This is a genomic window from Leifsonia shinshuensis, assembly GCF_014217625.1.
Lineage (GTDB): Bacteria > Actinomycetota > Actinomycetes > Actinomycetales > Microbacteriaceae > Leifsonia > Leifsonia shinshuensis_A.
The window spans coordinates 1968045-1992848 of the sequence record NZ_CP043641.1 but is presented as its reverse complement, the minus strand read 5'-3'; the positions used below and the strand labels follow the sequence as shown (position 1 = coordinate 1992848).

Sequence of the window (24804 nt, the reverse complement as noted above, 5' to 3'; positions counted from 1 at the left end):
TAAACACCGCGAGACGCGCTGGTGACAAGACTTCAGGGGAGGCCATCATGGACTACGAAAACGACACTGTCGGCGGCTACGCAGTTCCCGTCGACCCGATGGACCTGCTGCAGTGCGACAGCTGCCAGTAGTCCGCTGACGACAGCTTCGAGAACCCCGGCGCCGCGTGCGCCGGGGTTCTCCTTTTTGTGCGGCGACCGGGCCAGAACAACCGCTTGCGTAGAATCGACGGGTGCCAGTGAATCCAGAGCTCGTGGGGCGCAGCTTCCCGCCCACCCCTCCGTATCTCGTCGGGCGTGAGAAGGTGCGCGAGTTCGCCGCCGCCGTGCTCGCGACGGATCCGATCAGCTTCGATGTGGCCGCCGCGCGCGCCGCGGGTCACGCCGACATCGTCGCGCCGCCGACCTTCCCCGTCGTGGTCCAGCAGCTCACGCTCGACCAGCTGCTCGCCGATCCGGAGGCCGGCATCGACTTCAGCCGCGTGGTCCACGGCGACCAGCGGTTCACGTTCACGCGGCCCGTCGTCGCGGGCGACGAGCTGACGGCGACCCTGACCGTGACCGCGGTCAAGTCGCTCGGCGCGCACTCCATGGTCACCGCCGAGACGGTGATCGTGGACGACGCCGGCGAGCACGTCGTCACCTCCGTTTCCACCCTGGTCGTGCGAGGAGACGAGTGATGGCCGCCCCCGATTTCGCAACCCTGACCGTCGGGGACGTCGTCGCCGAGCGTTCGTTCGACCTCAGCCGCGACACGCTCGTCCGGTACGCGGGCGCTTCGGGCGACTTCAACCCCATCCACTACCGCGACGACATCGCGACGTCGGTGGGCCTGCCGGGCGTGATCGCGCACGGGATGCTCACCATGGGGCTCGCCGTCCAGCCGGTGGTCGACTGGGCGGGCGACCCGGCACGCGTCGTCGACTATCAGGTGCGGTTCACCCGACCCGTGGTCGTGGACCCGGCGGAGGGCGCGACCGTCCAGGTGACCGCCAAGGTCGGACAGCTCGACGCGGATGCCCGGGTCGCGCGCATCGACCTCACGACGACGTTCAACTCCGAGACCGTGCTCGGCAAGGCGCAGGTGCGCGTCTCGCTCGCGTGAACGACGAGATGACCCCGGGCGACGGCCTGACAGCAGGCGACGGGCTGATGGGCGCCGATGGGCGCGCCGCGACGCCGGCGCTGTCGGAGCTCACGACGATGCGCGTCGGCGGCGTCCCGGAGACCCTGATCGCGCCGGCCGACACCGATGCGCTCGTGGCTGCGGCCCGGGAGGTCTGGGCGTCGGGCGAGGACTGGCTGCTCCTGGGCGGCGGGTCCAACACGGTCGCGAGCGACGAGGGATTCGACGGCACGGTGATCCGGGTGGTCACCCGCGGCGTCGAGCGTCTCGAGGCGCCGGACGGCCGCGTGCGCCTGCGCGTGCAGGCCGGCGAGCCGTGGGACGACGTGGTGGCGCTGACCGTGCGGAACGGCTGGTCGGGGATCGAGGCGCTGTCCGGCATCCCGGGTTCGACCGGCGCTGCTCCCGTGCAGAACATCGGCGCGTACGGCCAGGAGCTCGAGTCGGCGCTGCTCGGGGTGGAGTTCCTCGACGCCGGCAGCGGGGAGGTCCGCGGCCTGTCCCGCGCGGACCTGGACCTCGGCTATCGGACCTCCATCCTGAAGCGCGGCCTGCTCGGCGTGGTGCTCTCGGTGGACCTGGAGCTCGCGGACAACTCCGTGCCCGGTGGCTTCGGGGCGCCGCTCAGCGCCCCCGTGGCGTACGCCCAGCTCGCCGACTCGCTCGGTGTGGCGCTGGGGTCGCGGGTGCCGGTGGCGGAGCTCCGCCGGGCCGTGCTCGCGCTGCGCGCCTCGAAGGGGATGGTGCTCGACCCGGCCGACCCCGACTCGGTCAGCGCCGGAAGCTTCTTCACGAACCCGATCGTCTCGGAGTCGTTCGCCCGCAGCCTCCCAGCGAACGCGCCCCGCTGGCCGGTCACCCCTCCGGAGCCGGACATCGTGATCGGCCTCCCGGCCGGCGGCGTGCACCCGCTGGACATCCCGCCGCTCGCCGACGGCCCCTACGATGTCAAGCTCTCCGCGGCCTGGCTGATCGAGAACGCCGGAATCCGCCGGGGCTTCTCGCTCCCGGGCTCGGGCGCCGCCATCTCGTCCAAGCACACGCTCGCGATCGTCAACCGCGGCCACGCGACCGCGGCGGACATCGGCCAGCTCGCCTCCTTCATCCAGTCACGCGTCCAGGCGGAGTTCGGAGTGCTGCTGCGCCCGGAGCCGATCCTGGTCGGGCTGGTGCTGTAGCCGCGCGCGGAGTCGCGGCGCGGGGCCCTGGGGCCCCGGCGTGGGTGGCCTGGTATGCCACGCGGGTCGGACCCGGCGGCTGCTGCCGCCCGGCGCGCGGTGTCCCTCGCGATCTTGTCGCTTCCGGCGGCTGGCGGCACGGATATCCGATCCCATCCGGCAGCCGATGGTCCTGGCGATCTGGACGCACCCGACAGCCGGTGGTTCTCGCGGTCTCGGCCCGCCGCCGGTTGGTGGCCCCACGGATCTGGTTGCACCGCCGGCCAGTCGTCCTCGCGATCTCATCCCCACCGGCGGCCGGTGGCCCCACCGATCTGGTCACACCGCCGGCAGGTGGCTCGTACTGCCCGGCGACGCCCGGCCAGCCGATTCGTCCGGCGAACCGCTCACACCACCCGCCTCCCAATCCGGTCGGGCCGGTGATGCTTCACGCCCCGCCAACCGACAAGGCCCGGCACACGAGCGAACCGGTCATGCCGTAATCCGATCACGCCCCCCAGCCTTCAGGACGGCCTACCACTCACCCCGGCCGCCGCCCCACGCCCTTCACATCCTTCACCCCCGACCACCTGACCACACCCGCAGAATCCGCCCGGCCGACCCACCGATCACGCCCTCAGCGCCGCCGCGAACGGCAGCACGGCCCCCGCACCCGCCAGGCGCAGCTCGCGCCCGGCCACGGTGACCGTCCAGCGGCTGTCGATCAGGTCGTCCACGAGCAGCACCGGCGCCCCTGCAGGGACATCGAGCGCCGTCGCGTCGAATCGGTTCCAGACGCCCGCGAGGCGGTACGTGCTGTTGCCGCCGGGGCCGCCGGACGGGCCGCCGCCGCGGAGCCCGAGGGGGCCGAGGTGCGGGAGGCGGCCGATCTGGGCGAGCCCGCGGGCCAGGCTCTCCGTGAAGCGGGGCCGGCCGCGCGACGGCATGGCGACCACCGCTGCGGGGCGGCTCGCCCAGTCCCAGTCGGCGAGGACCGTGACGCACGCCGCGAGAATCTCCGGGGGACACTCGGCGTCGGGCACGTCGGCGTCGAGCAGCTGGCGCAGGCGCCCGCCCCAGCCGAGGTCGGTGAGTCGGGCGAGCACGCGGCCGGTCTCGACCTGCTCGGCCGGCGCGATCTTGCCGCGGACGGGCACACCGAGACTGTCGGCGCCTGTCGGCCACAGCTTGCGGGGTTCGACGGGGACGCCGACCCGGTCGAGTTCGGCCGCGATCGACTGGCGGGTATCCGGCGCCACCGCCGCCGGATACCATTCGCCCGCACACCGGTCGCAGCGGCCGCACGGACCGGCGTCCGGGTCGTCCAGCTGCCGTTGCAGGAACTCCATGCGGCAGCCCGCCGTCGCCTCGTAGTCGAGCATCGCCCGCTGCTCGGCCTCGCGCGCGGCCGCGATGCGCTCGTAGCGATCGCGGTCGTACACCCACGGCTGTCCGGTCGACACCCAGCCGCCCGGGACCCGCCGGACCGCGCCGTCGACATCGAGCACCTTGAGCAGCAGTTCGAGCGTGGACGAACGCAGGTCGACACGGCTCTCCAGCACCCGCGTGGACTGCGTCTGCTCGCTCAGCGCCACGAGCAGCGCCGTCGCCTTCTCTTCCGTGGGCATGGCCGCCGTCGCGAAGTAGCGCCAGATCGCGCGGTCCTCCGGCCCCGGCAGCAGAAGCACGTCCGCCGACTCGGTGGCGCGCCCGGCCCGGCCGACCTGCTGGTAGTACGCGACAGGGGAGGACGGCGCTCCGAGGTGCACCACGAATCCCAGGTCGGGCTTGTCGAAGCCCATTCCGAGCGCGCTGGTCGCGATCAGCGCCTTGACCTCGTTGCGTTTCAGCCGGCCCTCGAGCTCCTCCCGTTCGGCCGGATCGGTCTGGCCGGTGTAGGAGGCGACATCGTGGCCTGCTCGGCGCAGGACCCGGGCCGTGTCGTCCGCAGCCGACGCGGTCAGCGCGTACACGATCCCGCTGCCGGGCAGGTCGGCGAGGTGGCCGGCGAGCCAGGCCAGGCGTGCGGTGGCGTCCTCGAGCGCGAGGACGCCGAGCCGCAGGGAGCGGCGCGCCAGCGGACCGCGGATGGTGCGCACCGCCGCCGGGAGGGTCGAGCCGCCGAGCTGCTCCTCGACGTCGGCGACCACCCGCTGGTTCGCGGTCGCCGTCGTCGCCAGCACCGGGATGCCCTCCGGCAGCGCGGCGACGAGGTCGCGCAGGCGGCGGTAGTCCGGCCGGAAGTCGTGACCCCAGTCGGAGATGCAGTGGGCCTCGTCGATGACGAGCAGGCCGCATCGTTCGACCAGGGCCGGGAGCTGCTGGTCGCGGAAGTCCGGATTGTTGAGGCGCTCCGGCGACACCAGGAGGACGTCCACCGTGTCCTCGCGCAGCCGCGCGGCCACCTCGTCCCACTCGTGCCGGTTGGCGGAGTTGATCGACAGGGCGCGGACGCCCGCCCGCGCCGCGGCCTCCACCTGGTCGCGCATGAGCGCGAGGAGCGGGGACACGAGGATGGTCGGCCCGGCGCCCCGCTCGCGCAGCAGCATCGTCGCCACGAAGTACACGGCGGACTTGCCCCACCCGGTGCGCTGCACGACGAGCGCCCTGCTCCGGTCGTCGACGAGTGCCGACACGGCCTCGTACTGGCCGTCGTGGAACTCCGCGTCCGGTCGGCCGACCAGCGCGCGGAGGCGGCTCAGGGCTCGATCACGGGTGGTCTCGGGGGCGGTGTCGGTGGTGCTCATGCAGCCATCGTTCCAGACGGCGCCGACGTCGGAAGCGCCGCACGCGAATCTGTGGAAAGGTCGCCGGAATCGCGTTCTGTGGAGGACTTCGCGCGCACTACTGCGCGGCCCGGTGCCGGGTGATCGCGGAGATGAAAAGTCCGCGCCGACCCGCGAGCCTGACGCGGATCGCGCCTGACGGACGCCGAACGCGCACCTACAGTTTCCGGGTGTCCTCTCGTACCCGAACCCGCGCACAGGCTCCGCTCCGCCCGTTCGAGCTGCGGCTCCGCCTGCCGAACGGCTCGTCCGCCGTCGTCGTGATGGACGCGCGCAACGTCGGCGAGGCGCTCGACATGGCCCGCAACGCGCTCGGCGACGTCCAGGTCATCGAGTCGCGGTGAGCCGTCGTCCGTGACAGCCGACTCCACGGGCCGCGGCCCGCTCCGCGTGATGCACGTGGTCGACAGCATGGGGCACGGCGGAGCTCAGCAGGTGGTGGTCGACCTCTCCAATTGGCTGGCCGTCGGCCAGGGTCTGAACGTGTCGGTGTTCGGCGCCGGAGGTGACGCGACCGCCCGGTTGACGCCGCCGGTCCGCTTCATCGAGCACGAGGGAGGCGGGTTCCTCGGTCGGACGCGAGGGCTCCTGCGTGCCGCGCGAGAGGCGCGAGCGCAGGTGCTCCACGCCCACCAGCGCAGGGAGGCGCTGCAATCGCTGGTGGTGGGGCGGCTGCTCGGGATCCCGGTCGTCGAGCACGCGCACACGCGGCTGCCGAGCGTGCGGCCCCGGATCCTGTCGTTCCGCAGCCGGGTCGTCTTCGCGGTCGGCCCCGCCGTCGCCGAGATGGTCGTGCTCGACGCCGGGCGCCCGGCCGAGCGCGTCGTGATCGTCGGGAACGCTCCCGCTCAGCGTGCCGGCGCGGCCGACCCCGTCGCGAACGACGTCACTTCCCCGCTCCGTCTGCTCGCGCTCGGCCGGATGGCCGAGCAGAAGAACCCGCTGAGATTCGTCCGGGTGGTCGCGCATCTCGCCGCTCAGCGCCCGGTCGAGGCGACATGGGCGGGCGACGGCGGACTGCGCGACGCCGCGCGCGCTCTGGCGAGCGAGCTCGGCGCGCCGATCGACTTCCCCGGCCAGGTCGACGACGTACCCGCACGTCTGGACGCCGCGCACTTCCTCGTGATGACCTCCCGGTGGGAGGGCACTCCGCTCGTGCTGCTGGAGGCCTTCGACCGCCGCCGCCCGGTCGTCGCCACGGCGTCCGCCGCGAACGGCCTGCTCTCCGATGGCCGCGGTTTCGAGGTCCCGGACGACGCGGCCGACGCGGAGTTCGCGGCCGCCATCGCCGGAGCGGCGGACGACGCCGCCAGGCGGGCCGCCGCCGTCGCGACCGCCAAGCGCTGGGCCGACGCCGAGGCGTCTCCCGACCGCGTCTTCGGCCCGGTGCTCGGCGCCTATCGCCGCCTCACGGGTCCGGCCGCCCGATCGTGAACCCGCTGCTGCTCTTCGGCGGCGCGATCGCGATCCTCGCGGTCGTCCTGCTCATGATCGCCGTGCCCGCCCGGCTCATCCGTGGTGTCGCGGTGTCTGCCGCGGTCGTCTCCGCAGCGTTCGGACTCACCACGTTCGCCGAGGACGCCAACATGCCGGCCTACTCGCTGGCCACGATGGGAATCCTTCTCCTCGCACTCGTACGCTCCCGAGCGAGTCGGTCCGGAGGCGTCGGATTCGGCGCGGTGGCGGCCTGGTGGACGTTCGTCTCGCTCGGAGTGCTGATGGGCAGCTACTACGGCTCCGTCCGCGTCATTCTGTACTTCGGCCTCGCAACCCTCGTGGCGTACGTCGCGTCGTCGCTCGCCACCGAGGAACTGCGGATGGTGTACGGGACCATCGCGGGGGTCGCAGCTGCCCAGGTGGCGATCGCAGTCGTCGAGATCCTCGTGCTCCCCGAGCCGATCCACGGGTACAAGGGCGGGATCCGATTCAATCCGTTCGTCGGCGACCTCTACGCGCGCGCCCAGGGCACGTTCGAGCATCCGATCGTCTTCGCGGTGTTCTGCGGCATCGCCGTGGTCGTCGCGTGGTCGAATCCCGCACAGTGGTCTCAGAAATGGCGGATCATGAACCTGTCCGTCGCGACGGCCGGCCTCGCGCTCTCCGGGACACGGAGCGCGATCGCCGCGGTCGCCGCTGCGCTGCTCGTCCACATGATGCTCAACCGTTCGTTCACCGGGTGGATCAGGTCGGCGCTGGCGGTCGGAGCAATGATCGTCGTGATGCTGAACATCGACATCGGAATCGCGACCCTCGTCACCAACCTGATCCAGTCCGGGTCCTGGTCGCACCGGCTCGGTGCGCTCGAATCGCTGCCTCAACTGCTCTCCCGCCCGCCGCTGGAAGCGTGGTTCGGTTACGGGTTCGGAAGCCAGAACGCGCTCTATGACCGTGGCCTCATGCAGCAGACCTACATGCGCGCGGTGGACAACATGTTCGTCTACGCGCTCGGGACCATGGGCATCGTCGGATTGGGCGCGCTCCTCGCGTTCTGGGCCGTGGCGTTCGTCGTCGCCGACCGTCTGCGCAGGGCGCTTCTCGCGCTGCTGTTCGCGATGTTCTTCTCGTTCGACCTCTTCACCTGGATCAGCATGGGCGTTCTCGCGAGCATGATGATCGCGCTTCCGCGCACCGACTCCCGGAGCCCGGTCGTGTCTGTGCGGCAGCAGCCCGCGCTGGCGCCCTGACACAGCGAGGCGAGCGGCCCTTCCGAGCGCGCCCCCCAGGCGTCCAGCCCCTCAGCGGTGCCCGGCAACTCAGCGGTGTCCGGCAACTCAGCGGTGCCCGGCAACTCAGCGGCGTCCGGCAGCCTCAGCGGCGATCGGAACGGCTCCGGCCACGGCTCGGCTGCGCGGACCGGCGGGTCGGGACGACGTCCTCGGCCACCGGCTCCGGCGCCGCCTCGTTCGCGGGCGCTTCGATCGCTGCCGCCTCGTTCGACGTGTAGTAATCGTTGCGGTAGTAGCCGTAGTCGTGCGAGTCGACGCCGTTCGGCGGGATCTTGTTCAGCACGGCGCCCAGGACCTTGCCGTTGACTCGGCTGACCGAGCGGTACGCCTTCTGGAGCTGCTCGGCGGTGACCTGCTTGGCGCCGACCGTGATCACGACGCCGTCCGCGATGGTGCCCAGGATGGCCGCGTCCGTCACCGAGAGCAGCGGGGGAGCGTCGAGGATCACGGTGGCCACGCCGGACAGTGCGTCGATCAGCTCGCGCATCGTCCGCGAGCCGAGGAGCTCGCTCGGGTTCGGCGGCACCCGGCCGGCGCCGAGCACGCGCAGGTGGGTGCTCTCCGACGGCGCCTGGAGGGCGTCGCCGAGGGCGACCCGACCGCTCAGCACATCGGTCAGGCCCACGCCGCCGCGCAGGTTGTACAGGGTCGACTGCATCGGACGCCGGAGGTCGCAGTCGATGATGACCACATTCGCATTGCCCGAGGCGATGGCGTCGGCGAGGTTGGCCGTCAGAGTGGACTTGCCCTCACCCGGGATCGAACTGGTCACCACGATGACCTTCGGCGGGTTGTCGACGTCGATGTAGCTCAGGTTCGTGCGCAGCTCGCGGAGGGATTCGGAGATCGCGAAGAGCTGCACGGAGTCCGCCGAGCCGTCCTGCTCGACGACGCGTCTGCGGTCGGAGAGCGCGGGACTGGCCGGGACGGTGCCGATCACGGGCGCGTCGAGCAGGCGCTCGATCTGGTCGACCGACCGGATCCGCCGGTCGAAGTACTGGCGGAGCAACGCGTAGACCAGGGCGAGCGCGCAGCCGGCGAGCAGCGCGAGCACGAGCGCCGTCTGGATGTCGGGCGACGACGGGAAGTACGGCGCGCGTGCGTTCGCCAGCGGGACGAACGAGATGGCCGGGTCGCCCACCGAGCCCTCCGGCGACTCCAGCGCCTTCACCTGGTCGGTGAGCGCGGTCGACCAGGCATTGGCCAGCTTCGCGGCGCCGTCGGGCGTGCCCGCTCTCGCAGTGATCTCGATGATCGCGGTGTCCGCGGGAAGGGTGGTGGTGATGTGCCCGAGCAGATCGGAGATGGAGCGGTCCGTGTTGAGGATGTCCTGCGCGCGCTTGGCCACCGCATCCGACTTCGCGACGCGGACATACGACTCCGCGCGCGACTTGGCGAGGCTCTCACCCGCGAACGCCATGGAGAGGCTCTCGCCGGTCGCCGCCTGGGTGAGACCGGTCGCTGTGGACTGGTAGACCCGTGGCTGCAGGGCGGTGAACCCGGCCACGAGGCCGATGGTGGCCAGCACGATGATCGCCTCGCCGAGCCAGTAGCGCCTGATCATCCGCACGAAGTCGCGGAGATCCCTGCCCTTCGACTGGTTCTCCGTGTTGTCCGTCGGCGTGGTCATCTCACAGCTCCATTCCGGCGTCGTCTGCCAGGTCGTGGTCGGGTTCGGGGTGTGCGGGTTCGAGCAGCCGGAGCCGCACCAGCTCGTCGATCAGGGCTCGGCAGTCGGCTCGGGCAGTGTCCGGATGCCCGGGGAACGCCGCGAGCACGTGCTCGACGATCCCGCCGTCGCTCGTGTGCCCATCGAACGACCGCCAGAGCAGCCCGGACGTGCCATTGAGGACGAACTGCCGGAAATCGGCGACGTCGGCCACCGCCCAGCGGGCCGCCGTCGTCTCCACCCACACGACCGAACGGGCGTGACGGTGCACTCGGCGCATCGGTTCACCTTCGATGTCACCCGCCCGGTCGGCGCACATCACGTCCGCCACTCGAGCACACCCGCGTTCAGGAGGACGTCGACCGTCTCGCACAGGGCCGACTCGTCGCCGGGTGCTGCGCCGTAGGCGTCGCGCAGGAGCTCGAGGAGGTCGGCCTCGGAGCGGGCTTCCGCGGTCGCCAGCCAGATCGTCTTCGCGACGCCCGCGAGCACGCGGACGTCGTTCCCGTGGGCGAGCACGAGCAGGTCGCCGGCGACGAGGGCGTCGCCGGCGGGTGTGCGGAGCAGGCCGGAGGCCGCGGAGGCGTGATCCGAGCGGCCGCAGTCGACCGCGGTGAAAGCGAGCTCCTCGGCGGACAGCCGCGGCGGCTCGGGCGGTCCTGCGATCGGGTCGAGGTCTCGTGCGTCTGGATAGCCGAGGAGCTCGATGCCGCCCACGCGCCGGATCAGCTCCGCGATGGCGCGAAGCGGCGACGGGTGGTGCTGCAGCGACGAGATCTGCGGCACGAGCGCGCGCAGGCTCTCCACGAGATCGAGACGCCGGGACCGTGGCCGTCCGGGGGTTCCTGCGTCGCGGTCCAGGACGATCACGCGCGCCACCTCGTGCGGGCCCTCGGCGTCGCGGAGGCCGAGCCCGGCAGGTGTGAGCTGCGCCTTGGCGGGTCCGCCCCGGTCGACGGAGAGCGGCTTGGGGTACGGCAGCACGATTCCGTCGGCGTCCACGAAGGCGGTCTCGTCGGTCAGGTATCCGTGGGCTCCTGCAAGACGCGTGATCGCGGTGGTCTTGCCGGCGCCGGACGGGCCGACCAGGAGGATCGCGCGGCCGTCGGGGCCGACGGCCGCGCCCGCGTGCAGCATCAGTCTCCGCCCGGTGTTCAGGTCGATCAGCGCCCGCGTGATCAGAGCGCTCGCGTTCGCGAGTGCGACGGCGATCGTGTCGGCGTCGGCCGTCGCGGCTCCGACCGTGACCTCGGTGTCGGATCCGCCGTCCGGGCCCAGCAGCAGGTGCGCCCAGGCGCCGGCGAACGCGGCGGCGAAGGTGTCGGCGCCCGCCCCGCTGATGCGGACCCGCACGCGTCGGCCGAGCGCGCCGACGACGAAGCCGCCGTCTGTCTCGTGCGGGGCAGGCGGGTGGGCAGGCATGATCTCCTCCGGGGCGATCGGGTGGGGGAAAGACCCAGTATCGGAGCCCTCCCCGCCCCGGTGTCGCGCGCGGTCTCCTGCGTGGCCGACCCGTGCACGGGTGATGTTTTACCCGCGACCAGGTGATACTCGGTCGATTTCCCGGGTGAAGAACGGTTCCCGGTACCGCTCCTCGGCGTCCGAGGTGTCCGCGTGCCGACCTGCGTCAGGCGATCCTGTCCGTCTGCATCTTCGGCCGCGGCGTCCCCCACCGTGGCTTCGACCGAAGGGAGTCCTCTATGCCAGGGAGCGGGTTCTCCGTCCTGTTCGTGTGCACCGGCAACATCTGCCGGTCCGCGATGGCCGAACGGCTCCTGACGGCGCGAATCGGCGACTCCGCGTCCGGCCGCCGCGCGGGCGAGGGGGAGGTCGTGGTCCGGAGCGCGGGAACCCGCGCGGTGGTCGGCCGGTCGATGTCGTCGCAGACGCGTCCTCGGGTGCGCGCGTTCGGCGGCGATCCGGACGGCTTCGTCGCGACCCAGCTCACCGAGTCCTCGATCGCCGCGGCCGACCTCGTCCTCGGCCTGACGCAGGACCACACGACGCGCGTCACAGCGCTCGACCCTGGCGCGTTCTCCCGCACGTTCACACTGCGGGAGTTCGCCCGCGCGGTCGAGGGGTTCGCCGAGGGCGATCCCCGCGATCCCGCCCGGTGGCGCGAGCTCACCGACCGCGCCGTGGACGCCCGGCGCCACGGCCGGCTCCCGCCGCGCGCGGACGATGACATCGACGACCCGTACGGCCGGCCGGACGAGGCCTTCGACGAGATGGCCCGCCGGCTCGTCCCGGCGATCGACATCCTGGCCGGGCAGCGGGCGACCGCATGACCGTGTCCGACAGCGACGGCGACGACGGCTCCCCGGTTGCTGCACGGTCCTCGCGACGGCAGGAGCGGCGTCGCGCGGAGCGCAAGCGACGGCGCCGGGTCTGGATCTGGATCACCGCAGCCGCGCTCGTCATCGTGCTGCCGGTCGCGATCATCGGCGGGTACCTGCTCTGGCTCGGGTCGTCGTTCGACGACACGGTGGGACGCATCAGGAACGCCTTCCCGAAGGACGCCGGCCGCCCGGCCGCAGTGGCCGGCGCGACCAACTTCCTGCTCATCGGATCGGACTCCCGCAGCGGTCTCCACGACTCGCTGTCGGGTGCGCCGACGGGCGAGCGGTCCGACACGCTCATGCTGGTCCACATCCCGGCGGACCGCTCCGGGATCGTCATCGTCTCGCTGATGCGCGATCTGTGGGTCCCCATCCCCGGCCACGGCGAGGCCAAGCTCAACGCCGCCTTCAGCTGGGGAGGAGTCCCGCTGACCGTGCAGACGGTCGAGGGGCTGCTCGGCGCGCGGATCGATCACGTGATGGTCGCGGACTTCGGAGGGTTCGGCGCGATCTCCACAGCGCTCGGCGGCGTGAAGGTCTGGTCCGACAAGGCGTTCACGTCCAAGAACATGCCGGGCTACAGCTTCGAGAAGGGCGAGAACCGGCTCGAAGGATCGGCCGCTCTCGCGTTCGTCCGCGAGCGGTACTCATTCGCCGACGCCGACTATCAGCGCGTCCGCAACCAGCAGGCCTTCGTGCGCGGCACGCTCCAGGGCTTCATCAGCGCCGGGACCCTGACGAACCCGGGCCGGACGCAGTCCTCGATCTCGACCCTCGCGCGGTATCTGGCGGTCGACGAGGGGATGACCGCGTCGGTCGCCGGGTCGCTCGCGCTCGGCTTCCGTGGCCTGACATCCGACGCGATCCACACGCTCACGCTGCCCACGGCCGGAACGGGCACGTCCCCGGACGGGCAGTCGATCGTCTACGTCGACGAGGCGCGCGCCGTGACCCTCAGGAAGGCGCTCGCCTCCGACGACGTCATACCGGCGATCACGAGCGGCGCGCTCGGCGACGGAAGGAACTGATGGCCCGGCCGGACTCACAACGCCCGCAGACGCTGACGGGCCGCCTGCGCGCCGCGCGCGTCCTCGTCCTCGCGGACGCGCTCGTCGTCGGAGGCGTGCTCGCCACCGCGCACCTCGTCCGCTTCGGCAGCCGCAACGACGCCTTCTGGATCGGTCCGCTCGACACGTCGTATGTGGTGGTCTCGATCCTGATCGGGGTGATCTGGCTCGCCATGGTCGCCACGCTCAACGGGTACGTGTCGTGGCCGAAGCGGCTCAACGGCCCCTCCTACTGGCCCCCGGTCAGGGCGACGGTCTGGCTCGTCGCCCTCCTCGCGGTCGGCTCCCTCGTCATCCAGCTCGACCTGTCGCGGGTCTACCTGGCGTTCGCCATGCCGCTCGGGATGCTCGGCCTGCTCGCCGTCCGCTTCGTCTGCCGGTCCTGGATCTACGCGCACCGCGCACGCGGACGCTACATCCGGCGCGCGCTCGTCGTCGGCACGCCGGAGCGCGTCGCGGAGCTCGCGGCGGTCTTCGCCGAGCGCGCGGCGCGGGTCGCGGTCGATGTCGTCGCGACGACCGGCATCGAGAACGCCCGCGGGCCGTACCTGCGCCGGCTGGTCGAGCGGTACCGGGTCGACATCATCGTCCTGACCGAGGAGCGCGACGGGGCGAACGTCCGCCAGCTGCTCTGGGACGTGGAGGGCGCAGGCGCCGTGGTCTGGCTCTCCATCGACGTGCCGGAGCTCGCCGCGCCGCGCGCCGAGTACTTCCCGATCGACCGGCTCCCCATCGTGGAGGTCGCGCCCGCCGATCGCTCCATCACGCGGCGGCGGGCGAAACGCGTGTTCGACGTCGTGCTGAGCGGTGTCGCGCTGACGCTGCTGCTGCCGGTCATCGCCGTCTGCGCCGTGGTGATCCGGCTCGACAGCCCCGGCCCCGCCTTCTTCCGCCAGGCGCGGGTCGGACGCGACGGCACGCAGTTCGGCATCGTGAAGCTCAGGACCATGCGGATGAACGCCGAGAAGGAAGTCGCGGACCTTCTGCACAGGAACGAGGCCGCAGGCCCCCTGTTCAAGATCAAGGACGACCCACGCGTGACCCGCGTCGGCACGTTCCTGCGCCGCACCTCCATCGACGAGCTCCCGCAGCTCTGGAACGTGCTCAGGGGCGAGATGAGCCTCGTCGGTCCCCGTCCGCCGCTGCCGTCCGAGGTGGCGGAGTACGACCGGGACAGCCACCGCCGGCTCATCGTCAAGCCGGGCATGACCGGGCTCTGGCAGGTGAGCGGGCGCTCCGACCTGTCCTGGGAGCAGGGCGTGCGGCTGGACCTCTTCTACGTGGAGAACTGGTCGGTGGCCGGGGACCTCCAGATCCTGTTCCAGACGGTCGGCGTGGTGCTCCGTCCGAACGGGGCGTACTGAGGGCCGGCGTCAGCCGTCGCGCCGGCCGCTCGCCCGCATCACGGCCAGCGCCTTCGGGAGCGCTCTCGCTCCGCGGATCCAGCGCCGGACGTACCGCCCGACGAGCTGCGGGAGCCCGAGCCTCTGCTGCGTGGTCTCCTTGATGAGCGCGGAGGGCGGCGGGAAGAGCGCGAGACGCAGCTTGCCGAGCCGCTCGCGCGGCGACGCCTGTTTCCACAGCAGCGCTCGCCGCTGCGACGACTCGGGGAACTCGGTGCGCAGCCGCCACTCGGCGGAGGCCTCGCCCCAGTCGTAATCCGCCTCCCACGGCTTGAGGCGCTCCAGGAACGGCCGGGCGGTGGCGAGCGCGCCGAGCTCCTCCGCACGTTCCAGGAGGAGCGTGACGTCCATGGCGGAGCAGCGCCCGACGAGGAATTCGAGCTCCTCGCGGTGCCGCCGGAAGAAGCGCGACCGGATCGCGTGGACCGCGCCGATCATGATCGCGTCGGCCAGGCTGGGGAGGCAGACCGGCTGGTTGCCGCACCACACGGTCGTGCGCTGTGCCCAGACCCGTTCGAAGACGCCGGCGGCCTCCAGGCCCGGATAGCGGAAGTGCGCGTCGATGTCGGCCGCCCACTCGGGGTGGAACATGCTCGCGCTGTGGAGCGGAAAGGTGTCGACGTCCGGGTCGTGGGGCCGCCGGCGCCAACCGCGGGCCTCCAGCGTCGCGAGCAGAGTGACGTGGTCGTCGGGGGATACGAGCACGTCGACGTCGCTGCTGACGTGCCGGGGGCGGAGACCGTACTCGTCGGCGGCGATCCCTTTGATGACGATCAGCCGGACGCCGATCGAGGCCGCCAGCCGCGCGACGGCGGCGGTGAGCAGCAGGGTCGGATCGGGAACCGCCGGAGGGGCGGACGGGACGCCGGCCTCTTTCACCATGCTTTTCACTCCAGGTCGTCCGATCGGCGAGGGCGGAGGCGCGTCGTCATGGTCGACCCCGTCCCGTCTCGCCGGGATTCCGCGGGGATCGCGCGCGATCGCGCCGGCCGCCCGCGGCTGTTCACCACCCATAGTCACCCGCGGAGTCACGGGTGTCCGCGTGCCACGACTCGACGGTCGCGCCAGGTGAGCGTGCAGGTGATCCTGCCGGACGGCTGCCGCGGGATTCCGCGGGCGTCCCCTGACCGGGCCTCGCCGCGTCCGCCTTACTGGAGTCCTGCGGTCGCCGCTTCCGGTACGGGTACCCGGAGCCGCGCCGCCAGCGGGTGGTCGAGCGTCGTCGCGTCCCATTGCGTGACGCCACCCACCCCAGGTGCCGGCTCGCTCATTCGGGTTGAGCGGCCGGCACCTTCTCCTTCGGTCAGGTCGCGCGCCGCCGGCGGTTGCGCTGGGCGGCGCTGATCGCGCCGAGCAGCGCCGAGACGACGATCACGAGGCCGAGCGCCGCGATCCACACGGCGAGGGCCGCGCCCGGCGTCAGCGTCGCGAGCCACACGGTGACCCCGGCGACGCGCGCTGGCGAGGAGACGATCACCAGCATGGCGAGGGCGAGCAGGATCATCAGCGTGCCCCACACGATCCCGCCCCAGCGCACGGACGGCCGCCCGGACGGCACGGGGCGCGCCGGGATCGTATAGGCCGGCTCGGCGAGCCACGGCTCGGCCGGCGCGGCGGGCGGAGCCGCGGCCGTCGTGGGCGCAGCGGTCGACGGGGTCGATGCCGTCGACGTCGTGGGCTCCTCCGCAGCCGGGATCACGAGCGTGTCGGCGGCGTCCGCATCGTCGGCCGCTGTGGGGATCACCAGCGTCTCCGCGTCGTCGGATCCGGCGTCGGCCGCCGGCGCCGGCATGGGCGTCGCGGAGGCAGCGTCGTGCTTCGTGGTCTCGTCGTCCGGCTGGTCGGCGTTCGTGGTCATGTCGTTCTCGCTCTCGTTCACTGCTGGACTCGCTCGACGTGGATGGCGTCGATCTGCGCGACGCGGACGATGGCCTCCGGAGCGCCGGCCGGCCCGACCACCAGGTTCGTGGAGCAGCCGCCGAAGGGCGCGGCTTCGCACTGGTGCACCTGGGTGTCGCCGGAGGGGTCCGTCACGGTCACCGCGGAGACCGTCGCGGCCTCCAGGCGCACGGTGGCGTCCGCGGGGACGATCACGGTGGTCCGCCCAGGACCCTTGGCGAGGTTCACTTCCGGCGTCCCGGAGGCCGTCACGGCCTTCGAGAGGTCGAGGGTGGTGTCGCCGACGGCCTGGAGGTAGCTCGCGCTCGCGGTGGGGGTCGCGGAGAGCGTGCTCCCGGTGGCGACGCTCGCGTCCACCCTGGCTGCCCGGGAGGTCGGCAGCAGCGCGGCCAGCACGGTGAGCGCTGCGAGCAGGATGCCGAGGAAGATCAGGAACCCGCTGCGCCGGCGGGCGATCCCGGCGATGAGGACGGTGAGCCCGAAGACCAGCGTCGCGGCGGCCAGGGCGGCGGTCAGGCCGTAACCGGGAAGGCCGGTGAGCGGGCCCCAGAGCGCCCACGTGAGGGCCCCGGCGACCAGCGCCAGCCCGACCGACAGCCAGCCGATCGCGGCGCCGACCCTCGGGTTGGCGGCGCGGTAGGCCACGCGCCGGGAGGCCGCCTGGGCGTTGGCCGCGGACGCCTGCGCCCGGAGCTGGGCCGATCGCTGCGCCTTCACGGCGCGCATGTCCTCGGAGAGGCGCTGCTTCCACTGGTCGTGCTCGGCCTTCCACTGCGCCTGGCGGGCACGCCAGTCGGTGACCTCCTGCTCGCTCGCGCCGGCGGCCGGGGCGGGAGGCGCGGTCGGCTCGGCGACCGTGGCGACGGCGGGCGCCGGGGGGACGGCAGGGGCCGCCGGGGCCGCGGCCGTGTCCGGCACGGTCGCCGCGGCCGCGGCCGACGGTGCGCCGGATGCGGGCGTCGTCCCCGATGCCGTCCCGGCGGACGGCGAGGTCGCGCCTCCAGCGCTCCCGCTCCACGACCGGCGGTCGGCCTGGCGTCCGGCGAACACGACCACCGCGACGGCGGCCGCGAGGACGATCAGCGTCCAGACGATCCGCCCGACCGCGTCGCCCCATCCCGGGTCGTGCCCGAACGAGGCCCCGAACCACCAGATCCCGTCGGACCACGGCAGCAGCGAGAGGACCACGAGCACCCCGATCGCGACCATCGGGGGCTCGAACTCGCCCTCGAACAGCCGCTGCAGGTGGATGCGGCCGTCGCGGTCCGGCAGCAGCGCCCAGGCGAGGGCGTAGAAGAGGATGGCGGGCGCGCCGAGCAGTGCGGCCACGACCAGGATGCCGCGGACGATCAGCGGGTCGATCCCGATGCGGTACGCGATGCCAGCGCAGACGCCGCCGATCCAGCCGTCCGTGCGCGTGACGCCGAGGCTGCGCATCCAGTCGAAGAAGCGGGTGCCGCGGCCGGAGAGCCCGGACTGCGGGCCGCCGTACGGCGCCTGCGCGCCGGCGGCGGAGCCGTGCGGCGGGACGCCGTCGGACGGAGGAGGGGTCGTGCTGTCGTTCACCATGACTCGATCGTGGCGTGCGGCGACATCCGGCCGCTATCGGGGGACACCCTGACCGCACCCTGATTCCCGCCGCATGCGCTGTGCGGGAGGGGCCGGGTCTGCTTGGATTCCAGGTATGGCCAGCACTCCCGCGACCCCCTCCGGCGCGGTGAACCCGGGGCGCACCCCGCGCCCTCCGCTCGCGCGCCCGCGCGACTGCCTGGTCGGCGGCGTGAGCGTGGCGCTGGCCGACCACCTCGGCTGGCCGGTCACCGCCGTGCGCTGGATCTTCGTCGGCACCGCCCTGCTCAGCGGCGCCGGCGTTCTGCTCTACCTCTGGCTCTGGGCGCTGACGCCGCTGCGGGAGGCGGCCCCCGGCGACCCGGACGAGCCCGTCACCCGGCGCGTGAACGTGCCGTGGGTGCTCGCCGCGATCGGTGCGGCCGCGGGGGTCGCGGCGATCGTCCTGGTCTCCGCCGGCGCTCCCGGCTCGGCGTTCGGCGCCGTCCTCACCTCGATCCTGCTGGTGGTCGCCGCGGTGGTCTGGGACCAGCTCGTGGACGACCAGAACCTCGTGCCGTCGCCGCTCGCGCCCGCGACCTTCCGGCTCGCGGCGGGCGGTTTCCTGGTCGCGCTGGCCCTGGTGCTCAGCGGGATGCAGGCCGGCCGTTCGTCGGGATACCTGTGGCTCGCCATCATCGGCGCCACCTTCGCGGGCGCGGCCGTGCTCGTCGCGCCCTGGGCGCTGCGGCTCTGGCGCGAGCTGATCGCCGAGCGGACGGCGCGCGTCCGCGAGGAGCAGCGCGCCGAGATGGCGGCGCACCTCCACGACTCCGTGCTGCAGACGCTCGCGCTCATCCAGAACCGGGCGGGGGCCTCCAGCGAGGTCGGCCGGATCGCGCGTGCCCAGGAGCGCGAGCTGCGCGACTGGCTGTATGCGGAGGGCGCGGACGGCGTGGCGCAGGAGGCCTCCGACCTCGCGACGGAGCTCCGCGAGGTGGCCGCGGCGCTGGAGGTCGACCACGCCGTCCACTTCGACGTGGTGAGCGTGGGGGAGCCGGTGCTCCGTGCTCCGGCCGAGCTGGCGGCGGCGGCCAGGGAGGCGATGCTCAACGCGGCCAGGCACGCCGGAGGCGATGTCTCGGTGTACGTGGAGTCCGGCGCCGGCGCCGCCGACGTGTTCGTCCGCGACCGCGGTCCCGGCTTCGACATCGCCGCGCTCCCGGAGGGCCGGCTGGGCGTGCGCGAGTCGATCGTCGGCCGGATGCGCCGGGCGGGAGGCCACGCCACCGTGACGTCCCGGGAGACCGGCACCGAGATCCACCTGACCGTCGAGCTGCCGGCCGAGCGAGAATGAGACCATGACCGACGCCACCGCACCGCGCCCGATCACGGTCGTGATCGTCGACGACCACTCGATCTTCCGCTCCGGCCTGCGGTCCGACCTCGACGACCGCCTCCACGTCGTCGCGGAGGCGCAGGACGTCGACGGCGCTGTCGAGGCGATCCTGCGGACGCAACCGGACGTCGTGCTCCTCGACGTCCACCTGCCGGGCGGCGCGGGTGGAGGCGGCGCGGAGGTGCTCCGCCGCACCGCCGCAGAGCACCACGGCACCCGGTTCCTGGCGCTCAGCGTCTCCGACGCGGCGGAGGACGTCGTCGGCGTGATCCGCGGCGGCGCCCGCGGCTACCTGACCAAGGGCAGCTCCGGGCGGCAGGTCAGCGACGCGGTCGTGGCTGTGGCGGGAGGCGACGCGGTCTTCTCGCCGAAGCTCGCCGGCTTCGTGCTCGACGCGTTCGGCGCGGCCGCGGGGGAGCAGGCGGAGAGCACCGACGAGCTCGACCGGCTCTCCGCGCGCGAGCGGGAGGTCATGCGGCTGATCGCGCGCGGCTACGCGTACAAGGAGGTCGCCGCCGAGCTCTTCATCTCGGTGAAGACCGTCGAGACCCACGTCTCGGCCGTGCTCCGCAAGCTCCAGTTGTCCTCCCGGCACGAGCTCACCGCGTGGGCGCTCGAGCGCAAGCTGCTCTGAGCCGGGCATTTCGCTCGGGGCGCCGCGTTTTTGCGAGGCGCTGTGGCGTCCCGTACACTTGGTGGCGGTGGTTGAATCCGCCAAGCTTTTCTGCGCCTATTTTTCGCGAATGCCAGGAGGGTTCCCCGGGTTCACGATCCCTAGGGCGGTAGCTCAATTGGCAGAGCAGCGGTCTCCAAAACCGCAGGTTGCAGGTTCGATTCCTGTCCGCCCTGCAAACCGGCATCCCGGATGCCGGTCCACGAAAGGTGTAACGAGGTGGCCCGAAAGGTAATCGACGAGCCGAGCGAGGAAGTCGTCGCCAACGCCAAGAAGGAGCGTGCCGCGAGGCGCAACCCCTTCGCGCGGATCGCCCTGTTCATCCGGCAGGTCATCGGCGAACTCAAGAAGGTCGTCACGCCGACGCGCAAGGAGCTCCTGAGCTACACCGGCGTCGTGCTCGTCTTCGTGGTGATCATGATGGCGATCGTGTCCCTGCTCGACTGGGTGTTCGGCCTCGGCGTGGTGTGGGTCTTCGGGAATCCGAAGTAATCCGCGCATCCCGACCGGCCGCACGGCCATACCGACAGAAATGGAATGAATTCAGTGTCTGAGACGAACCGCGACGACGTCGACTGGGCGACCGCTGCCGAGCAGTCCTCCGAAGACGACGAGGCGCAGACGGGCAACGTCCTGGAGCGCGACGAGGAGTCGTCCGACGCCGCCGAGCACGAGGCGCTGCACATCGTCGCCGAAGACGGCACCGAGATCGACCTGGACGCGGTCCTCGACGCGATGGCCGAGGCCGTCGACCCCGAGGCCGACCGCGCCGTCGACGAGGCCCTCGAGGTCGACTCCGCCGAAGAGGCCGAGGCCGCTCAGGAGGCCGTCGAGGACGAGGACGAAGTCGCCGCCGACCCGTACGAGGAGTTCCGCGCCGAGCTGCGCGCGAAGTTCGGCAAGTGGTACGTCATCCACTCCTACGCCGGCTTCGAGCGCCGCGTGAAGTCCAACATCGAGAACCGCATGGTCTCGATGAACATGGAGGACTTCATCTTCGAGGTCCAGGTCCCCATGGAGGACGTGGTCGAGATCAAGAACGGCCAGCGCAAGATGGTCAACCGCGTGCGCATCCCCGGCTACGTGCTGGTGCGCATGGACCTCAACGAGGACAGCTGGTCGGTCGTCCGTCACACCCCGGGTGTGACCGGCTTCGTGGGCAACGCCCACAACCCGACCCCGCTGCGCTTCGAAGAGGCCTTCTCGATGCTCAAGAGCCTCGTGCAGGTCGAGCAGGCTCCGGCCAAGGGCGCCGCGAAGGGCCAGAAGGCCGCCGCGCGCGTCATCCCCGCCGAGGTCGACTTCGAGATCGGCGAGACCATCACCATCAAGGAAGGCTCGTTCGCTGGCCTGCCTGGCTCGATCAGCGAGATCAAGCCGGAGAGCGGCAAGCTCACCGTGCTCGTGTCGCTCTTCGAGCGCGAGACCCCGGTCGAGCTCAGCTTCGACCAGGTCACGAAGCTCTAGGGAACATCCAGAGCCTCCCCACTGTTTTTCAGGACACCGGGTCTCGGAAGGGCCGAGAAACCGGGAGAGCGACGCGGGTTTGACACCCACGTGCTCGAATACACAAAGAAGGAAGAGACATGGCACCGAAGAAGAAGGTCACCGGTCTGATCAAGCTTCAGATCAAGGCCGGCGCCGCCAACCCGGCCCCGCCGATCGGCCCGGCCCTGGGTCAGCACGGCGTGAACATCATGGAGTTCTGCAAGGCGTACAACGCCGCGACCGAGGCCCAGCGCGGCAACGTCATCCCGGTGGAGATCACCGTCTACGAGGACCGTTCGTTCACGTTCATCCTCAAGACCCCGCCGGCCGCCGAGCTGATCAAGAAGGCCGCGGGCGTCCCCAAGGGCTCCGGCGTGCCGCACACCACCAAGGTCGGCAAGCTGACCAAGGACCAGGTGCGCGAGATCGCCGAGCAGAAGATGGTCGACCTCAACGCCAACGACATCGACGCGGCGTCGAAGATCATCGCAGGCACCGCCCGTTCGATGGGCATCACGGTCGAGGCGTAAGCCCGACCTCCCCGTCACCCCAGACATCACCGTGGCAGAGCCGGCCAGGCTCGCACCACATTCTCGTTAGGAGAAATCTCATGGCACAGAAGTCCAAGGCCTACCGGGCCGCGGCCGACAAGATCGAGGCCGGCAAGTTCTACACCCCCACCGAGGCCGTCACCCTCGCGAAGGAGACCGGCTCCGCCAAGTTCAACTCGACCGTCGAGGTCGCGCTGAAGCTCGGCGTGGACCCGCGCAAGGCGGACCAGATGGTCCGAGGTACCGTCATCCTTCCTCACGGTACCGGCAAGACCGCGCGCGTCATCGTGTTCGCGACCGGCCCGGCCGCTGAGGCCGCCATCGCCGCGGGCGCCGACGAGGTCGGCGGCTCCGACCTGATCGAGAAGGTCGCCGGCGGTTACACCGACTTCGACTCGGCCGTCTCCACCCCGGAGCTCATGGGCCAGGTCGGCCGTCTCGGCAAGGTGCTCGGCCCGCGCGGCCTGATGCCGAACCCGAAGACCGGCACGGTCACCCCGGACGTCGCGAAGGCCGTCTCCGACATCAAGGGCGGAAAGATCGAGTTCCGCGTCGACAAGCACGCCAACGTCCACTTCGTGGTCGGCAAGGCGGGCTTCACCGCCGAGCAGCTCGACGAGAACATCAAGGCCGCCCTCGACGAGGTCGTCCGTCTCAAGCCGTCCGCCGCGAAGGGCCGCTACATCCAGAAGGGCGCCGTGTCGACCACGTTCGGCCCGGGCATCCCGCTGGACGTCAACGCGATCTGATCGCGTCACGCTCTCGAAGGGCCGGCGCCGCGCACGCGGCGACCGGCCCTTCGTCATGCGCGGGCGCGGACGGGTCTCGTGCGACGGACCTGTCTACCCCATCTTGCGGGAGGTAGAACGCTTGGGCTACGTTCGCTTCTGTCGCGCGTCGCGCGTCGGCTCGATGCAGAGCCAGTCTCAGCGAAGGGGAACGTTGTGAAGCAACCTCGCACCATCCGAATCCTCCACAAGAGGGCCATCGGCATCATCGCCACCACGTCAGCCGTGGTGGCGTTGTCATTGGCGGGAGCATCCGCGGCGAACGCCGACGGCACGGTCACCTACTCCGGGTCCGTCCCGTCGTGGGCCACCGCCCAGAACGACGCGGGCGCGGCGCCGGCCGACGAGACCGTGCAGGGTGAGATCTACCTCCCGCTGCGCGATCGGAAGGGCGCGGAGAACCTGGCGAAGCAGGTCTCGAACCCGTCGCAGTCCGGCTACCGCAGGGCGCTGAGCCCGGCGCAGTGGATCGCGCGGTTCTCGCCGTCCCAGGCCGACTACGCGGCGGTGCTGTCGTTCCTCAAGACGGCCGGCCTCACCATCCAGGGCACGCCGGACAGCCGGCAGTACGTGGTGTTCCGCGGGACGCCGCAGCAGCTCGGCTCGGTGTTCGGGACGTCGCTGCACGCGTACGACTACGCCGGGCACCGGCTCGTGGCGCCGTCGTCCGCGCCGTCCCTTCCTGCCGCCATCGGCGCGAAGGTCTCCGCGATCAGCATTGAGCAGTCCCGCTCTCTGACACGGCCAGACTCGATCAAGCAGGGGGATATCGGCGCTTCGGCGACTCCGCAGATCTCCCGCAAAGCCGCGGCAGCGCCCGTGGTCCAGACCCCGTGCTCGCACTACATCGGCGAGAACACCGTGACGGTGCCGGCCGCGTACAACGGGCAGACGACCTACAGCACCTACAACTGCGGCTACACGCCTCAGCAGCTGCGGAGCGCGTACGGACTGACCGACCTGAGCCGCCGCGGGATCAACGGCTCCGGCCAGACCGTCGCGATCATCGACGCCTACGCGAGCCCGAGCATCCTGCAGGACGCGAACGGCCTCGCTCAGCAGAACGGCGAGCCCCAGCTGACGGCGTCGAGCTACCAGCAGCTCGTCCCGCCGGCGTCGCAGTTCACCGATCAGGCCGCGTGCCAGTACCCGAGCGGATGGCAGGGCGAGCAGACCCTCGACGTCGAGTCCGTCCACTCGGTCGCTCCCGGCGCCCGGATCCTCTACGTGGGCGGCACCGACTGCAGCGGCGGTCTCGACATCGCGATGTCGAAGATCCTGGACAACAAGCTGGCGAACATCGTGAGCAACAGCTACGGCAACGTCGGCGAGGCGGTCCCCGCCGACGTCATCCAGGGCGAGGTGAACCTCCAGCTCCAGGCCGCGGGCGAGGGGATCGGCCTGTACTTCTCGAGCGGCGACAACGGCGACGAGGCGGCGCCCAACGAGGTCGGGCACCCGTCGCCGGACTTCCCGGCATCCTCCCCGTGGGTGACTTCGGTCGGCGGCACCAGCCTCGGCATCGGCAAGAACGGCGCGATCGCGTGGGAGACCGGGTGGGGCGACCAGCTCGACAAGATCGTGAAGAACGCCGATGGGACGCTGGCGTACGACTCCGCGCTGCCCGGGAACATCTTCGCCGGCGGTGCGGGCGGCGGTGTCAGCGCCGTCTTCGCGGCGCCCGACTACCAGCGCGGGATCGTGCCGCAGGCGTTGAGCAACGGCTTCCGGGTCTCGCCCGACGTCTCGGCGCTGGCCGACCCCTACACCGGTTTCCAGATCGGCATCCGGCCCATCGTGGACGACACGACGCTGGCGACGGGCGACTACGTCAACGAGACCTACGGCGGAACATCGCTGGCCTCGCCGATCGTCGCTGCCCAGATCGCGATCGTGCAGCAGGCGACCGGGAAGACGATCGGGTTCGCCAACCCGACGCTCTACGCGGTCGACCGGGTGCTGCCGAGCGCGTTCCGCGACGTCACGCCGCAGAACCCGCCGCAGGCGCTGGTGTACACCAGCCGGAACAGTGGGAACAGCTACTTCATCACCCTCGATCAGGACACCTCGCTGAAGACGGGGAGGGGCTACGACGACGTCACCGGTCTCGGCGGCGTCTCCTTCACCCTGCTCAACCTGGTGGCGCAGGGAAGGCACTGAGCCGTCTGATCGCCACGGACGAGAGC

At 71.6% G+C, this 24804-nt stretch carries 23 protein-coding genes and 1 tRNA gene; 17 read left to right on the top strand and 7 right to left on the bottom strand.

Going from position 1 to position 24804, the window contains the following annotated elements; all coding sequences use genetic code 11:
* The first annotated feature begins 232 nt into the window (after positions 1-232).
* From F1C12_RS09535 to F1C12_RS09525, 3 genes are read left to right on the top strand one after another with little or no spacing between them, the layout of a single operon-like run.
* Positions 233-679, top strand: coding sequence for an FAS1-like dehydratase domain-containing protein (locus F1C12_RS09535; RefSeq protein ID WP_185278500.1), 447 nt, complete (start codon positions 233-235; stop codon positions 677-679).
* Positions 679-1104, top strand: a complete 426-nt coding sequence (locus F1C12_RS09530; RefSeq protein WP_185278499.1) for a MaoC family dehydratase — start codon at positions 679-681, stop codon at positions 1102-1104. Before F1C12_RS09535 ends, F1C12_RS09530 begins: the two co-directional genes overlap by 1 nt.
* Positions 1105-1151: 47 nt before the next feature.
* A complete protein-coding gene (locus F1C12_RS09525; RefSeq protein ID WP_185278880.1) occupies positions 1152-2303 on the top strand; it encodes a UDP-N-acetylmuramate dehydrogenase in 1152 nt (383 codons plus the stop codon).
* Positions 2304-2911: 608 nt separating this feature from the next.
* Here the strand turns inward: F1C12_RS09525 and F1C12_RS09520 are convergent.
* Positions 2912-5029, bottom strand: a complete 2118-nt coding sequence (locus tag F1C12_RS09520; RefSeq protein ID WP_185278498.1) for a RecQ family ATP-dependent DNA helicase — start codon at positions 5027-5029, stop codon at positions 2912-2914.
* A 209-nt stretch (positions 5030-5238) separates the two neighbouring features.
* On the opposite strand from F1C12_RS09520, the gene F1C12_RS09515 reads away from it, so the two are divergent.
* Genes F1C12_RS09515 through F1C12_RS09505 form a run of 3 tightly spaced genes read left to right on the top strand, consistent with a single transcriptional unit; the run spans position 5239 to position 7752 of the window.
* Complete coding sequence (locus F1C12_RS09515) at positions 5239-5412, top strand: hypothetical protein (protein WP_185278497.1); 174 nt, start codon at positions 5239-5241, stop codon at positions 5410-5412.
* Positions 5413-5422: 10 nt separating this feature from the next.
* Positions 5423-6502: a glycosyltransferase gene (locus F1C12_RS09510; protein ID WP_185278496.1), complete on the top strand. Its 1080-nt coding sequence runs from the start codon at positions 5423-5425 to the stop codon at positions 6500-6502.
* Complete coding sequence (locus F1C12_RS09505; RefSeq protein WP_185278495.1) at positions 6499-7752, top strand: hypothetical protein; 1254 nt, start codon at positions 6499-6501, stop codon at positions 7750-7752. Before F1C12_RS09510 ends, F1C12_RS09505 begins: the two co-directional genes overlap by 4 nt.
* Positions 7753-7876: 124 nt before the next feature.
* On the opposite strand, the gene F1C12_RS09500 is transcribed toward F1C12_RS09505, so the two are convergent.
* The 3 genes from F1C12_RS09500 to F1C12_RS09490 are packed head-to-tail and all read right to left on the bottom strand — an operon-like array spanning position 7877 to position 10885.
* On the bottom strand, positions 7877-9424 hold the full coding sequence (locus F1C12_RS09500; RefSeq protein WP_185278494.1) for a polysaccharide biosynthesis tyrosine autokinase: 1548 nt from the start codon (positions 9422-9424) through the stop codon (positions 7877-7879).
* Between the two features lies 1 nt (position 9425).
* Entirely contained in the window at positions 9426-9743 is a 318-nt protein-coding gene (locus F1C12_RS09495) for a PqqD family protein (protein ID WP_185278493.1), read from the bottom strand.
* A 38-nt stretch (positions 9744-9781) separates the two neighbouring features.
* Entirely contained in the window at positions 9782-10885 is a 1104-nt protein-coding gene (locus F1C12_RS09490) for an ATP-binding protein (protein ID WP_185278492.1), read from the bottom strand.
* Between the two features lie 278 nt (positions 10886-11163).
* Between F1C12_RS09490 and F1C12_RS09485 the strand changes: the two genes are divergently transcribed.
* From F1C12_RS09485 to F1C12_RS09475, 3 genes are read left to right on the top strand one after another with little or no spacing between them, the layout of a single operon-like run.
* Positions 11164-11751: an arsenate reductase/protein-tyrosine-phosphatase family protein gene (locus F1C12_RS09485; RefSeq protein ID WP_185278491.1), complete on the top strand. Its 588-nt coding sequence runs from the start codon at positions 11164-11166 to the stop codon at positions 11749-11751.
* Positions 11748-12830 carry an LCP family protein gene (locus tag F1C12_RS09480; protein ID WP_185278490.1) on the top strand — a complete coding sequence of 361 codons (1083 nt, stop codon included), beginning with the start codon at positions 11748-11750 and terminating at the stop codon, positions 12828-12830. The genes F1C12_RS09485 and F1C12_RS09480 overlap by 4 nt, the downstream gene beginning before the upstream one ends.
* A complete protein-coding gene (locus F1C12_RS09475; protein ID WP_185278489.1) occupies positions 12830-14233 on the top strand; it encodes a sugar transferase in 1404 nt (467 codons plus the stop codon). The genes F1C12_RS09480 and F1C12_RS09475 overlap by 1 nt, the downstream gene beginning before the upstream one ends.
* Positions 14234-14242: 9 nt before the next feature.
* Here F1C12_RS09475 and F1C12_RS09470 read toward each other — a convergent pair whose 3' ends face one another.
* The 3 genes from F1C12_RS09470 to F1C12_RS09460 all read right to left on the bottom strand — a co-directional run bounded on the left by F1C12_RS09470 (position 14243) and on the right by F1C12_RS09460 (position 17740).
* Entirely contained in the window at positions 14243-15154 is a 912-nt protein-coding gene (locus F1C12_RS09470; protein ID WP_185278488.1) for a nucleotidyltransferase family protein, read from the bottom strand.
* Between the two features lie 421 nt (positions 15155-15575).
* Positions 15576-16130, bottom strand: coding sequence for a hypothetical protein (locus F1C12_RS09465; RefSeq protein ID WP_258046203.1), 555 nt, complete (start codon positions 16128-16130; stop codon positions 15576-15578).
* 17 nt (positions 16131-16147) lie between these two features.
* Positions 16148-17740 carry a PspC domain-containing protein gene (locus tag F1C12_RS09460; RefSeq protein WP_185278487.1) on the bottom strand — a complete coding sequence of 531 codons (1593 nt, stop codon included), beginning with the start codon at positions 17738-17740 and terminating at the stop codon, positions 16148-16150.
* A gap of 115 nt (positions 17741-17855) precedes the next feature.
* Between F1C12_RS09460 and F1C12_RS09455 the strand changes: the two genes are divergently transcribed.
* From F1C12_RS09455 to F1C12_RS09420, 8 genes are all read left to right on the top strand, one after another.
* Positions 17856-19076, top strand: a complete 1221-nt coding sequence (locus F1C12_RS09455) for an ATP-binding protein (protein ID WP_185278486.1) — start codon at positions 17856-17858, stop codon at positions 19074-19076.
* A 4-nt stretch (positions 19077-19080) separates the two neighbouring features.
* On the top strand, positions 19081-19752 hold the full coding sequence (locus tag F1C12_RS09450; RefSeq protein WP_185278485.1) for a LuxR C-terminal-related transcriptional regulator: 672 nt from the start codon (positions 19081-19083) through the stop codon (positions 19750-19752).
* Between the two features lie 142 nt (positions 19753-19894).
* Positions 19895-19967, top strand: a tRNA-Trp gene (locus tag F1C12_RS09445).
* A 43-nt stretch (positions 19968-20010) separates the two neighbouring features.
* Positions 20011-20283 (top strand): preprotein translocase subunit SecE, encoded by a 273-nt coding sequence (secE, locus tag F1C12_RS09440; protein ID WP_185278484.1) that lies wholly within the window; start codon positions 20011-20013, stop codon positions 20281-20283.
* Positions 20284-20337: 54 nt separating this feature from the next.
* On the top strand, positions 20338-21258 hold the full coding sequence (nusG, locus tag F1C12_RS09435) for a transcription termination/antitermination protein NusG (protein WP_185278483.1): 921 nt from the start codon (positions 20338-20340) through the stop codon (positions 21256-21258).
* Between the two features lie 119 nt (positions 21259-21377).
* The gene (gene rplK, locus F1C12_RS09430; protein WP_185278482.1) at positions 21378-21809 is read left to right on the top strand and encodes a 50S ribosomal protein L11; all 432 of its coding nucleotides are present in this window, start codon (positions 21378-21380) and stop codon (positions 21807-21809) included.
* 80 nt (positions 21810-21889) lie between these two features.
* Positions 21890-22579 carry a 50S ribosomal protein L1 gene (gene rplA / locus F1C12_RS09425; RefSeq protein ID WP_185278481.1) on the top strand — a complete coding sequence of 230 codons (690 nt, stop codon included), beginning with the start codon at positions 21890-21892 and terminating at the stop codon, positions 22577-22579.
* A gap of 195 nt (positions 22580-22774) precedes the next feature.
* Entirely contained in the window at positions 22775-24778 is a 2004-nt protein-coding gene (locus F1C12_RS09420; protein ID WP_258046202.1) for a S53 family peptidase, read from the top strand.
* Positions 24779-24804 lie beyond the last annotated feature (26 nt).